Annotated in this window: 9 protein-coding genes; 1 reads left to right on the forward strand and 8 read right to left on the reverse strand. The window is 34.5% G+C overall.

Annotated features, from left to right (window positions below; translation table 11 throughout):
* From GQ47_RS19860 to GQ47_RS19880, 5 genes are all read right to left on the reverse strand, one after another.
* Positions 1–1,299, reverse strand: coding sequence for a glycosyl hydrolase family 8 (locus GQ47_RS19860; RefSeq protein WP_035652350.1), 1,299 nt, complete (start codon positions 1,297–1,299; stop codon positions 1–3).
* Between the two features lie 13 nt (positions 1,300–1,312).
* Entirely contained in the window at positions 1,313–2,872 is a 1,560-nt protein-coding gene (locus tag GQ47_RS19865; protein WP_035652191.1) for a glycoside hydrolase family 43 protein, read from the reverse strand.
* Positions 2,873–2,900: 28 nt separating this feature from the next.
* Positions 2,901–3,863 carry a glycoside hydrolase family 43 protein gene (locus tag GQ47_RS19870; protein WP_035652193.1) on the reverse strand — a complete coding sequence of 321 codons (963 nt, stop codon included), beginning with the start codon at positions 3,861–3,863 and terminating at the stop codon, positions 2,901–2,903.
* Between the two features lie 58 nt (positions 3,864–3,921).
* A complete protein-coding gene (locus GQ47_RS19875) occupies positions 3,922–5,859 on the reverse strand; it encodes a glycoside hydrolase family 97 protein (RefSeq protein WP_152561059.1) in 1,938 nt (645 codons plus the stop codon).
* Between the two features lie 620 nt (positions 5,860–6,479).
* On the reverse strand, positions 6,480–8,597 hold the full coding sequence (locus GQ47_RS19880) for a thioredoxin domain-containing protein (protein ID WP_035652197.1): 2,118 nt from the start codon (positions 8,595–8,597) through the stop codon (positions 6,480–6,482).
* A 223-nt stretch (positions 8,598–8,820) separates the two neighbouring features.
* Between GQ47_RS19880 and GQ47_RS19885 the strand changes: the two genes are divergently transcribed.
* On the forward strand, positions 8,821–10,365 hold the full coding sequence (locus GQ47_RS19885; protein ID WP_371199653.1) for an MFS transporter: 1,545 nt from the start codon (positions 8,821–8,823) through the stop codon (positions 10,363–10,365).
* 145 nt (positions 10,366–10,510) lie between these two features.
* On the opposite strand, the gene GQ47_RS19890 is transcribed toward GQ47_RS19885, so the two are convergent.
* From GQ47_RS19890 to GQ47_RS19900, 3 genes are read right to left on the reverse strand one after another with little or no spacing between them, the layout of a single operon-like run.
* Positions 10,511–12,073 (reverse strand): vanadium-dependent haloperoxidase, encoded by a 1,563-nt coding sequence (locus GQ47_RS19890; protein WP_035652198.1) that lies wholly within the window; start codon positions 12,071–12,073, stop codon positions 10,511–10,513.
* A gap of 1 nt (position 12,074) precedes the next feature.
* On the reverse strand, positions 12,075–12,986 hold the full coding sequence (locus tag GQ47_RS19895) for a hypothetical protein (RefSeq protein WP_035652199.1): 912 nt from the start codon (positions 12,984–12,986) through the stop codon (positions 12,075–12,077).
* A 38-nt stretch (positions 12,987–13,024) separates the two neighbouring features.
* On the reverse strand, positions 13,025–13,540 hold the full coding sequence (locus tag GQ47_RS19900; RefSeq protein WP_193745236.1) for a DUF417 family protein: 516 nt from the start codon (positions 13,538–13,540) through the stop codon (positions 13,025–13,027).
* Between the last annotated feature and the right edge of the window lie 138 nt (positions 13,541–13,678).

Raw genomic sequence — 13,678 nt, forward strand, 5'->3', positions numbered from 1 at the left:
TTATTTAACTGATGGGGCAATAATTTTATAATTCCCGCTGAGGTGCATTAAACTAAAGAGGTACATCAATCCATCATAATAGGGATCAAAGTAGCCGTCTTCATAAGGTTCAAGTTTTGCATTCCAGACAGCATGAACAAAATCGATACTTTTTTTATCTTTATTAACTAATGATGCGGTAGCAGCTGTTGCTACTAATCCTATTGAATGTCTGAGTTTTTTAACCGTACCAGCTTGCAGAATAAAATCGGGTCTAGAACCATCCAGATTAAATTGATCTTCATAAGTATCTAATCCTTTTGATCTTAAGAAATTTTGAAATTTTGAAGCGTACTCTTCCTGCCATTTTTTATCTTTTCCATACCAAGTATAATCCATCGCAATATTCATGGGAACGCGCCAGGAATCATATCGAAAGCCAGGTGGCATCCAAGGTGTAGGATGAGGTTCTCCGGTGAACTCAGTATAATCTGAATTTAAACCCGTTACAGGATGCGTCGCTTTATGTAGAAATTCGCGAGAAACATTGGCACATTCTTTATAAAATTGCTCGTGACCGTCTTTTGCATACAACGCCCATACTTCATAAAATGCAGGAACATGATAAGAAGGATCTGTCCAGTTATAACCACCGCCTTCGGGCACGAATGAAATTTGCTTATGCTCGGTATTTATAATATTATGGACATTATTACTGCCGTCTTTTTTCCACATATTATCCAATATTCTTCTGGCTTCCTTGTAATAATCTATTCCAGTAGTATTTCCCCATTTATTGGAAGCAAAAAGCAAACTTGTTACAAAATATAATTCTCCATCTGAAGCAGAGCCTGCCGAATTTTGTTTTTTTGTCTGCGGATTTACACTCCATGCAAAATAGCCTTCTCTTGGACCTTCCTGATGTTGCATGTATTTAACAGACCATCCCCAAATTCGATCAAAAACCTCTTTTTTATTGAGCTGAACCGCAACCATCATTCCGTAAGACATTCCTTCGGTACGGGCATCATTATTTTTAACATCCGATACATATCCTAAAGAATCACCTTCTTCAAAATAAACTTTGTTTGGCCCTTCAAAAACATCATAATAGGCTTTGGCTAATTTTTTATCAATATCATTTTGGCTATAACCGGCTTCTTTAAAAAGATTACGATATTGAGGTGTTTTGGATTCAGATTTACCTTCCTTCTTTTTATTTTGGCTAATGACCAAAACTGGTAAAATCAATCCCAAAAACAATACTAAAAAGTGAAGTCGAACCAAAGATTCGCTTATGAAATTTTTATCTATAATCATGATTTTTTTTATTTTAATAGTTAATTCTAAACCAATCAAAATCTACATATCCGCCACTATTTTTTGTTGCATAATTGAACAATCCAAAACGATAACCCATAAAGTGAGGAAGTGTATATTTCATTTTTAATGTTTCGCCTATCGGATTCCAAACTTTTCCATCTAAACTGTAGAAGAAGTTTGCTTCATCTTTTTTATTCGTAAAGTCACAATCAATTTTGAAATAAACCTGATTCTGTTTTAATGAAATTCGTTCTTTTTCAATAGGGTTTTCATTTTGAGCGCTAACCATTACGATCACTTTTTGCCCATTTTCAACTTTTACTCCTACCAAACCATACTCTTTTTGCAAAGCACTTAATCCGGTGAAATCTCCATCTTTCATTTGTGAAACATCCAATAAAACAGAAGCTTTGCTCGTTGGCCCGATAGTGCGTTGAGTAAGTGTGTTTCTGGCTAAAAGAAAATCGTTATCAATTCTTCCCGTCTTAAGACGCAGATAACCTTTTCTTTTTTTTAAAGACCAAAGTGAATTATCCGGATTATGATTCCATTGCCAAACTAATGGAAGAGTTTCTTGTCCTTTCTTAGGATTGAATTCATCAGAAGCCACTAAATTCGGAATCAAACCTTTACTGGCCGGTAAATCTAAATTTTCAGGAACTTTATTATTTTCGCCTAATATTGGCCAGTCTTTTTCCCATTTTACGGGAACCAAATATGGAATTCGCCCAACAGCACCAAAATCGCGGAAGAGATAAGAAAACCAGCGTCCGTCGGGAGTATCGATAAGGCCGCCTTGTGCAACACCTAAGTCCTGTAAACCTATTTTTCCTTCCCAAGGGCCGGTAATATGATCTGCTTTATGTATAACTACGGTTCGCATTCCGTCTTTCGGCCAACAGATATTAAATAAATAATATTTCCCTTTAATTTTGAATAATTGTGAACCCTCAGCTCGGAGCATGATATTATTTCCAGCGGGTTCACTGGCATTTTCTATGATAATTTTTTCAGGAACATTTTGTTTGATTCCAGTTAAGTCATCGTTTAGCTCAACTAATTTGATTTGACCCGTTCCGTAAATTAAATACGCTTTTCCATCGTCATCAAAAAAAAGGGAATGATCATGATAAGCAGGTTGAAAAGAAACTTTTTGCCAATTTCCTTTTTCTATATCTTTCGTTTTAAAAATATAGGTTTGACCTGTTGTTTGCGCAAAAGTTGCAACATAATAAATCCCATTATGGAAACGCAAACTGCTTGCCCATGAACCTCTTCCGTAGGTACTTTTTCCTTCGGTTAAATTTAATTCCGGCACATCTGCCAGAATATCATAGGCATAATTCATCAGTTTCCAATTGACAAGATCTGTAGATTTCATAATAGGCAAACCCGGACTCATGTGCATCGTAGTGCTACTCATGTAATAATTTTTCCCTACTCTAATTATTGAAATATCAGGTACATCGGCAAAAATAATTGGATTTTGAGCCTTTTTTTCTTGTGAAAAAGTAACCATCTGAATCATCAAAATACAGAAGGTAAAAATCATTCTAATACTTTTTTTCATGGTATAAAAATTAAATTGAAATACTTTTTTACTTGATTTCGCTTACACCTTCAGTAGTTTGTATTATTTTCTGAATGGTTCCGTCTTTGTTATAATGCATATAATCGACGCAAATTGAACGTCTGTAGCTACCGCCAGTTGGCAAGCTTCCGTTATGATAGAAAAAATAGGATTTGCCTTTATAGTCAATAATGCCCGGATGTGTGGTAAAACTATTGGGTACATTTTCCTGAATGATTCCTTGGTAAGTCCATGGACCTGTTATTTTTTTAGCGGTGCAGTATTCTATCATTTCTGGTTTTGTGCCTGCACTCGCATATACCAGATAGTAAAGTCCTTTTCTTTTGTAAACCCAAGGCCCTTCGATATAATTTTTAGGTTTGAAAGTAGTAATGGCTCCATCTACTTCTGTCATATTCTTTTTAAGTTTTACCCATTTACAGCTACCATTTCCCCAAAATAGATACGCTTGTCCATCATCATTGATAAATACAGTCGGATCGATATCGTCCCAAGCATATGTCATATCGGTAGTCATTTCATTAATGATAAGCGCTTTACCAATGGCATCTTTAAAAGGACCTGTAGGACTATCTGAAACTGCCACGCCTATTGCCGCACCGCCAGCACTTACATCACTTTTTTTATGAAACGTAGAAACAAACCAATAGAATTTTCCATTTCTCTCGATACATTGCGCTGCATAAGCATCGCCTGTAGCCCAGGAAAATGTGCTTGGTGAAAGCAATGCTCCATGATCTTTCCAGTCTTTCATATTGGTTGTCGAAAACACATGCCAGTCGGCCATTTTATAATTCGTATCCTGCTCCGTTGCTACGTCGTGTCCTGTATATAAATACAATATTCCTTTATGTACAATTGGAGCCGGATCAGCAGTGAAAATATCCTTGATGATAGGATTTTGGGCTTCTATTTTTATTACTGACAGACAACATAGCAGTGCAAATAAAATTTTGGTTTGGTTTTTCATTTTATTGTTTTTTGGTTTGGTTTTATAGTTAATGCATGTAATGTTTATTCATTTGAAACTATTGATTAATTGGAGTCAATGAAATTGCAAAGCCTCCTCTTCGCAGTAATTTTACCTCAATAGTACTGTCTTTATTTACTTCCAAAACTTGCGACATAAATGCTTTATCATGAATACCATCGGCAATAACAACGGCGCGGTATTTAATCCCGGCACTTAAAAAGTCAAGCTTGATTTTTTTAGTAATTTCCTCACGATCAGATGCACTAATTCCTCCAAGATACCAAGTGTCTGCTTTTTTGCGTGCTATTGTCACATCTTTGCCCGGGTAGCCATCTATTAATTTGGTAGTATCCCAAGTTGTGGGAACTTCTTTTAAGAAAGTTTTCGCCTCATCAGGCAATTCGTAATATCCTTCCGGCCTGTCTGCCAAATGTTGCAAAGGAGATTCAAAAAGCACAGAAAGAGCCAGTTCATGTCCATAAGAAGTATGATGTGGGAATTGAGAATTCGTAAAAGTAACTGGAGTGTAATCCATTGCTCCAACAACATTTCTTGTAAAAGGCAAAATGGTATTATGTTCTGGCGCTGTGGTTGAAAATTCAGGTCCGTTATTGTACCATTCTGCCCCACGTACAGCTTCATAAGTCATTAAATTTGGATAAGTTCGCGACCAGCCGCGTGGCACAATACAGCCATGAAAATAAACCATCATTTCAAATTGAGCTGCGTCTTCCAAAATATCCAAATAATAGTTGATCATGTCCTGTTTTTCACTTTCAAAAAAATCAACTTTTACTCCGGCTACACCTAATTTTTTAAGTTTTGTAAATTCTTCAACTCTATTTTTATGCGTCAGCATTCTATCTTTTGGAGTCGAAGGCACCCATGTATGATCGCCTCCTGAGTTATACCACATCAATGGTTTTATACCTTTTGAATGGATATATTTTAAAGCATCTTCTAGATTTCCGCCGTTTGCCATAGCATCCCATTCCCAGTCCAAAAGTGTATAAGGCCAATTCATATTTACGGCTAAATCAGTAAACTCGCATACAATTTTATAATCTTTAGTTCCATGATTACTAGACCAGTAATTCCATGAAACTTTTCCTGGCTTGATCCATTCTGTTGTTTTAAAAGCAGTTGGAGCTGAAACATCTTCTACTAAAGTACTTTCGACAATATCGGCTAAACTACCTACAGCAATCACTCTCCATGGTGACTTCCACGGAAGTGCAGTTTTTGGTTTTGATTCGCCAGTACCTCTTGCATCTTGTTGATCGGGAAATGTAAGTTTGTAAATATTCATGTCTTTGGTATTGCTTAATTTTGTCCCGCAATAACTGCGGTTTAAATCCGCTTCATGTAATAGAAACCAGCATGATTTATCCGAAGAATTAAATAATGCCGGATAACACCATTCTTGCTGAAGTATTTTATCATCACTGCTCGAAGCATATAATCCTTCATTGGCTGGATTCCATTTCTCTAACCATCGCTTACTTTCTTTTGGTATTTGATAAGCCGTTAATTCATCATTAATTATGTAATTGCCTGTTTTTTCTGGAAATTCATATCGAAAGGTAATACCATCATTATAGGCTCTAATAATAAGATTCAGCTTAGCTTTACTGGGATTTTCAAAGGAAACAACTATTTCATTGGCTTCATTTTCACGTAGTGACTTCTTTCCAAAAGGGAGTTCATAATGCTCTTTGATGTCTTTTTGCTTTGATACTTTTAAAAACCGAAGTTCTTTTGAAAAATCCTGATCGCTTCTTGAAAGACCTAAATCTATTTTTGGAATTATACTTACTGTATGAGCATCGGTTTTATAAGACACTTCTAAATACCATTCCCCTTTAGCATTTGCGTCAACAGCCTGCAACGCCACCATGATTTTTTTATTTGGTGACTGTAGAAGTATATTTTGCGACCAACCCGGAGAAAAGATTATGAAAGCGAAAAGCAGTACAATAATTTTTATTTTCATGATTTTAAATAATTCTGTTATTATTATTTCATCGATTAATCACGTTATAAATAGTCTGATTATTAAAGAATGAAAAAGCCGAAAGGGATTAAGCTTCCGGCTTTACGATTTAAAAACTAACAGGCGCTTAGTTATAAACAAATTCTGTAAAATAACACTTATAACTCCACAACCAACTTTTAAACCATTTTTTATGTTTCAATATTTAACTGGCTCACAGTAAAATATTTATAACTTTAATTATAAACTGAACTTAGTTTTCTCATTCAATGTATTGCTATCCAATATTTATAACATGCGACGATTTATTCGCTTTAAAACTGAAGATAATATTTGGTGTTTCTGAATAAGTGTATTTATTACAAATATAAAAAATTTATTCGATACACAACCGGTTGTGTGATAAAAAATATTAATTTTTGATAAAAAAATTAGCTTAAAAAAACAATGTCTATCTTTTTTATAGTAAAAAAATAAAATATCTGTATTTTATCTTTGGCTTTGATAAAAAAAATTACAGATTTACAAACCTTATTAAATATTCTTTGAACAAGTCGTAAAAAGAAATCAAAAGTATTTTTCTAGTAAAACCCTATTAATCAGAAACATTTAAATATTATTTACTGAATATTGCTATTGATTTTACTAACCGCCGTTACAACATCTACTTCAGGTTTTTTACAGGCTTTGTTTACGCATATATAAATATAAGTTTCATTTTCATCAAAACGATTTTCTAATAAAGGAAGCCTACTCTCTTTTGTGGATCCGGCAATCAAAATATTAGGCAAATAATAACTTTGAAGTTGATTCGTTTTGACCATGGCATCTCTTCCTGAGATGGCAACTTCAAAATAATTATCAGTATAATTTAGCATTAAATCCAGCCAATAATAATATTCCATAGGAGATTCCAAAACATTCGTTTTTATATTATTCAGCATACGTTGTGCCATTTTTGAATAAGTATCGTTAGAATAATAATGTCCTAATAAAAATAAATTATGCGCAAAAATTGAGTTAGAACTCGGAATAACATTGTCCACAACTTCCATTTTTCTTGCAATTAAATCTGCAGAAGTTTGTGATGTAAAATAAAATAGACTTGATTTATTATCCTGAAAATGTTTCATAGCATAATCTGTCAATTGTTTGGATTTGTTCAACCACTTCTCGTCAAGTGTAATTTGATACAGCGAAATAAAAGCATCGACAACTGTAGCATAATCCTCTGAAAAACCAGAAATACTGCTTTTTCCCTCCTTATAACTGTGATTCAAACTTCCATCTTTTTGCAATTGATTCTCTACAATAAAGTTGGCATTCTTTAAAGCGATTTCTTTATAATGTGGATTCTTAAATGCTCGATATGCAGACATATAACCTTTTATCATTAAAGCATTCCATGAAGTCAATGTCTTATTGTCTACATGCGGTCGGGCTCTCTTGTTTCTTTCTATTAAAAGCACTTGCTTCCAATTTTTAATTTTTGAATCCAATTGAGCTGAAGTCAATTTGTTTTTGGCAGCAAAATCTTTATCGGATTGATTTTTAAACAAGACATATTTTTGGTTTTCCCATAAACCGTGTTCATTAATATTATAATATTCCTGGAAAAGCGGATAATCTGATTGTAATAAAAACTGCAATTCTTTTTTATCCCAAACATAATAAGCGCCTTCTTCTAGTTTTTTTTCCTTGTTTTTGCTATCAGCATCTATCGAAGAATAAAACGCTCCGTTCACAGCCATGAGTTCTTTTTCTACAAAATTCAGTGTTTCGTAAACTGTTTTTTTATAAAGTTCATTTTTTGAAACCAGATAAGCATCCGAATATAAACTGACCAATTGCGCATTATCGTACAGCATTTTTTCAAAATGAGGAATGTGCCATTTTGCATCTACAGCATATCTCGAAAATCCTCCTCCAATAGCATCATACATTCCGCCATCAGCCATTTTTGTAAGTGTATTGTCAACAAAATTCTGAATTGTTTTATCCTTATTCTGAACACTGTAACGAAGCAAAAATTGCAAAGAAGCCGGCATTGGAAATTTGGTTTGACCAACTAAACCTCCATCTTTATAATCTAAATGTTCTTTCCATAATTTTACAGCCGACGAAATTTCAGTTTTATTAAAATTTGCATCTTTATTATTGACAGCAATCAATTGAGATTCTTGAATTCCTTTTACTAATTTATCTGCATATTCACTCGCCTTATTTGGATCTTTCTTATATAAATCAGAAATCTCGGTTAAAGCTTTTGTCCATTGTTCTTTTGTAAAATAAGTTCCGCCAAAAATAGGTCGGCCATCTGGAAGTGCAATACAATTTAACGGCCATCCGCCTTCGCCAGTCATCAATTGTACGGCATTCATATAAATCTGATCAATGTCGGGACGCTCTTCTCTATCTACTTTTATGCTGATGAAATTGTCATTCATTAATTTGGCAACAGAATCGTTTTCAAAACTTTCTTTTTCCATTACATGACACCAGTGACAAGAAGAATATCCTACTGAAATTATAATAAGTTTATTTTCTGCTTTTGCGAGATCTAAAGCTTCCTTATTCCACGCTTTCCAATTTACAGGATTATGCGCATGCTGCAAAAGATACGGGCTTGTTTCATTGATCAAATCATTTGTAAATTTATGATATTCTTTATCATCCTGTTTTTTATTGCAGCTTAAAAAAAAGCAGCAAACAAGTAGTAAACGGTGTAGAATGCGCATAAAAAATAAAATATAAAAGTGAGTATAATGATTTGAATTTTAGAAGCTTTTAAAAACTTATGAAGCGAAAATAGCAATTTATATTTAAAAGATTTATCGAAACAAAAGAATGCTTCAAATGTTGTATTAAAGGCTTCAAAAGTGACAAACTTATTTCAAGTTTCAAGCTATTTTTACAGATAGCATTTTATTCAAATTATAAAGAAGGGAAATTTTTTGACAGATGAGAAAACTCAGTACTATTTTAACTATAAACCAATTCACAGATAGAAACAAAAAACAATACATAAGTATTAGTAAAACATCTGAAAAACTTTCTGTAATAGAAAAAATAGGATACGGTGTGGGGGATTTTGCGGCGAATTTGATTTTTCAAACATTGCTTACTTTTTTAGCTTTCTTTTACACCGATGTTTATAAGATTCCTGCCGGAACTGCAAGTATTATCATATTTATTGGCGGTTTTATTGGTGCATTTTTTAATATCATCATGGGTATTATTGCTGATCGTACTCAAAGTCATTGGGGAAAATTCAGGCCTTGGATTTTATGGACCGCATTGCCTTTTGGAATTGGTTCTGTTCTTACCTTTTTAACGCCAAATTTTTCTGAAACCGGTAAAATTATCTATACATTACTGACTTATTTTTTCCTAGTACTGATTTACTCCGCCAACAATTTGCCTTATGTAGCCTTAAGTGGTGTTTTAACGGGTGATATGAAAGAAAGAAACAGCCTTTCTTCTTATCGTTTTGTCGCGGTATTGATTGCTCAATTTGTAATTCAGTCCCTTTTATTGCCATTAGTGTTGATATTTGGGCACGGCGATAAAGCGATTGGTTTTAAAAATACCATGATTTTATTTGCCATTATTGGCACAATTTGTCTGCTGATTACTTTTTTTACAACCAAAGAAAGAATCATACCATCAAAAAATCAGGAATCATCTGTGAAGCAGGATTTCTTGGATTTGTGCAAAAACGGACCTTGGATGATTATGGTTCTGGTTACAATTTTAGTATTTATAACCCTTTCATTAAAAGGCGGAATGTATGTTTTTTACTTTAAATATTATCTGGATCCTACTGCTCAAACCGTTTTTCTGAATGATATTGGTTTTACTTCATTCATCGAAAAACTGAATATTCTTTTAATAAATATGGGATTTGTAAATTTTCAGTGGCCAACAGATGTTCCAACTTCAGCGTTTAGTCTTTTTAATGCGGGAGGAATTATTTTTATGATTATAGGCATTATTTTCTCAAAATCGCTAGCAGATTTATTTGGTAAGAGAAATATCTATATCGCTTTTATTTTTTTATCGGCAATTAGCTTGCTGCTTTTTAATTTTTACAGCAGAACTGCTATTAAAATGGTTTTTATTACACAATTAGTTCATGGCTTTCTTTACGGTATAACAATTCCTTTATTGTGGGCTATGATTGCTGATGTGGCTGATTATAGCGAATGGAAAAACAATCGAAGAGCAACTGCTACTGTTTTTTCGGCCATGTTATTGGGGCTGAAAATTGGAATCAGTATTGGTGGCGCATTAGGAGCCGCTTTTTTGTCTAAATATGGCTATGTTGCCGAAGAAGTCAATCAGGTTCCGGCAGCAGTAGAAGGAATTAAACTTTCTGTAAGCATTTATCCGGGCTTTATATTCATTATAAGTGCCGTTTTATTATGTTACTACGTAATTGATAAAAAAATGGAAATCCAGATTGAAACCGATCTAAAAGAGAGAAGAGGAACGGAACTACAATAAGTTTATAATTCACTATGGAGCATTCTATATCGCCTGGCCTTTATTTATCCGACTAAATACAAAAAACCTGACACGTTTTGACACATGCCAGGTTTAAAATTAGAAACAATAATTTCTATTTTACGATCAATTATTTACTTTTCAATTATTCAGCTCCGTCAGTCGTAGCTCTTGCAACAGCAAAACCAGCCACTTTTTTACCAAGTATTAATCCTTTTTCACAATCGCTTCTGTAATGAATAGCGCCATACATTCTTGAGTTTGATGCTTCCAATGCCATAGCTTCATATTCTGTTTTTTTAGCGGGAATAAAATGTGATAAAACTGTACAGGCAGCAGCACTAAAAGTAGAATGACCCGAAACGTACGCTGGAAAATTAGGAACTCCTGTTGTGGTTTTAATCGAAGGATCCATTTGACATGGACGTGGATTGAAATAAGCATATTTTGCATCCCAGCAACTAATAGCAGCATCCATCATGGCAACATTTAACAAAGCTAAATTTCTTGCCCAACGAACTTCGCTATACGATTGCTGTACAAAAGTTTCAGAAGCAATGGCGTTCCAATGCCCCGGAGGTGTATAAGTATCTACTCCATCGGCCCAGAAACTTACAATTTCCAAATGTTCACGAGACTTGTCCTGACTGAAATTTTTAATCTCTGCTAATTCTTTGGCAAAAGCTTCGGATTTTGTGGATGGCGGTGCAGGCGGACGATTTGCCACAACATCTGCTTCTGTCATCAAAAATGATTTTACTTTTCCGAATAATGGCAACATTGGCGGTCTCGCTGGTATTTCTAATGATTTCCATGGAACTTCTCCTGTTGCTGCAGTTTGCGATTCTAATGCGGCCCAAATTGCCGGTGTACCAATAGCTGCTCCGGCTCCATCTGTTGAAGCTCGAGCTATAAATTTGGCAGCAACCTTTCTTCCTAAAATTATTCCGGCGTCAACATCGGAACGAACATTGGCACCACTTATAATGCGGTATAATTTTTCTTCTTCTGCTTTTTCGTTTACATAAGCGATTTCAGTTGGAAATAATAATTTTAAAAGTTCAACAGTAACTCCCGTTACAACAGCATCTTCTGAAGGATAAGATGGCAGGGTGCTTTTAGGAACTAAAACCTGCAAACTTGGATCAACAGTGTAAGGTGCTGCTCTATTATAAAGTTTTTTGTAATGCCAGGCAGCAATGAGCGCATCATATTGCGCAGCACTTACATAAGCATAAGCTCTCGCAGCATAAGGAGGATTAGAAAATGGAAATTGAGGATAAGCAAATGGATTTGCTGCTGAAGGAGCTGGATAAGTTCCGTCTTCATTTTGATATGGCGGACGATTATGTCTCGCAACCAATGTTCTCAAAATTTCATTCCAACGCAGTACACTTCCTGCACTCCAGTATTCTATAATGCTTTTTTGTTCTTTGGTGATACTAACCTGAAAACTCTTAATTTCATTAATTTCCCTTGTATAGGCAGCTGAATTTGTCGCTACAGGTACATCTATTGAGAATTCATCAGGCGCAGTTAAAAGATATGTTTTCCAGCTGCCCGCATCTGCATCTGTGTTTTTAGGATTCAATTGTGGAAATTCCTCATTACGCTCTATAATATCATCATCGCAGGAATATAGTAGTCCTGCTGCAAAAACTAAAAGAACCAGACTTTTTAAGACTATTTTTTGAATACTATTTTTCATCTTATTTGCTTTTTTTATTAAAATTAATCAGATAGAAAATGCCTCCGTAGAATGAAGTTGCTTCGCCAACATTTCTGCCTTCTGTCACTACGTTATAGCCGCCTACAATTGCTAATTCAGGTTGTTTTATAACCGTGTATTTTCCATTTAAACCTAATTTGAAAGCATTCATCGTATTGCTTGGAAAAGGCATGTTGTTTTTTGTAATATCAAAACCTCCCGATTGTGTAACCGAATTATCGAGAACAGCTTCTGCAATTAATCTTGAAGAACGGTATCCTAATCTTAAATTGACATTTATAACATCGGGCATATTTACTTCATTGGTATAATGAATTTCATCGTCCAAATAAGAATTTCGATCAATTGTGATGTTCCCTCTTTTAAGATAAGCCGCAGAAAAAGTGGTGAAAAAATGCTGATACTGCACATCTCCCATTAATCTAAATGTTCCAGTATTGCTGCGCATCCCGATGCTTAGTGGCAAATAATCAGCCACATAATCTGAGGTAGGAAGTGAATAACTTGCTAAAGCCAATACAGAATAAGTAACTGAACCAATTTTCTTTTTCATTGGCATGTATTTCAAAGTCATTGTTAAATCCTGCATTCCTTTTTGACCTTTCATCGTTCCTGCTGTAGCCTTGGTTTCAACATAAGGAAGGCTGACAAGAAAATTCAGCTTGTCTAATATTCCATAATCTCCCATAAAAGCAGGGCCTTGAGCAGATACCGTTCCAAGATTACGATTTTCTCTTTTAAAAGTTCCTTCCCAGTATTTGTCCCAACTGCTATATTGATAGACCGCCCCAAAACAAAAATTATTTTTATTCATCATAAGCGCGTCAATATCGGTTTGTGCATTCATCATAAGGGGAATTATGAAGAGAAAACACAAGTATATTTTTTTCATTTTTAATTCGTTTTTGTTGGTTAATAGTTTGTTTCTGTTTACTCATTTAGCATTTGCTGATTCTGAATGGCAGAATTTGCAGTAAACTTTTCCTGCTCTTTTTTCAAACTCATTGCTGTATAATAATCCTCGTTGTATTTTCCGGCAATAACCAGCGCTCCTGCAACCAAGACAATATTCTTGATAATATACTGACCCGCTAATGTTGGTTCATAAGGAAAGATTTCAAAACAACTGGATTTTAGAATAAAAAAAGTGGATAACGTAGCCGCCATATGCAATAACAGCAGTACAATAGTTACCGGAATCAATTTTCTCACGAGTAATCCCAAGCCTATGCATACTTCACAAATTCCAAGAATTGGAATAAAAAATTCTGGCTTTAGCCAAAAAACAGTTTTTGCGACCATGTCACCTGCAGGGCTAAGACCGAAAATTTTAAGAAGTCCAAACCAAATATAAATTATGACAAGCGCCATACGCATTAAGTAAACACTGTGTTTTCCTATTTTATCACTTAATGAGAAATAGAAAGAGTTAAAAGTAGTTTTCATTTTTCTTCAAGTTTTGGATTATTAATTAGGAGTATCTAAAAACAATTCCTTACAATGTCTATATGATACTGTAAGTATTGTTTTTAAAAGTCAAGTCTGAACCCAGAACAAGGAGTTCGAAAATTTTTCTTGACTTGT

Source organism: Flavobacterium sp. ASV13 (genome assembly GCF_000745775.1).
GTDB lineage: Bacteria > Bacteroidota > Bacteroidia > Flavobacteriales > Flavobacteriaceae > Flavobacterium.

Excerpts from the sequence above, each read along its gene's own strand:
- GQ47_RS19860 (WP_035652350.1), bottom strand. The coding sequence starts at position 1,299 with ATGATTATAGATAAAAATTTCATAAGCGAATCTTTGGTTCGACTTCAC.
- GQ47_RS19880 (WP_035652197.1), bottom strand. The coding sequence starts at position 8,597 with ATGCGCATTCTACACCGTTTACTACTTGTTTGCTGCTTTTTTTTAAGC.
- GQ47_RS19875 (WP_152561059.1), bottom strand. The coding sequence starts at position 5,859 with ATGAAAATAAAAATTATTGTACTGCTTTTCGCTTTCATAATCTTTTCT.
- GQ47_RS19865 (WP_035652191.1), bottom strand. The coding sequence starts at position 2,872 with ATGAAAAAAAGTATTAGAATGATTTTTACCTTCTGTATTTTGATGATT.
- GQ47_RS19870 (WP_035652193.1), bottom strand. The coding sequence starts at position 3,863 with ATGAAAAACCAAACCAAAATTTTATTTGCACTGCTATGTTGTCTGTCA.
- GQ47_RS19895 (WP_035652199.1), bottom strand. The coding sequence starts at position 12,986 with ATGAAAAAAATATACTTGTGTTTTCTCTTCATAATTCCCCTTATGATG.
- GQ47_RS19890 (WP_035652198.1), bottom strand. The coding sequence starts at position 12,073 with ATGAAAAATAGTATTCAAAAAATAGTCTTAAAAAGTCTGGTTCTTTTA.
- GQ47_RS19900 (WP_193745236.1), bottom strand. The coding sequence starts at position 13,540 with ATGAAAACTACTTTTAACTCTTTCTATTTCTCATTAAGTGATAAAATA.
- GQ47_RS19885 (WP_371199653.1), top strand. The coding sequence starts at position 8,821 with ATGAGAAAACTCAGTACTATTTTAACTATAAACCAATTCACAGATAGA.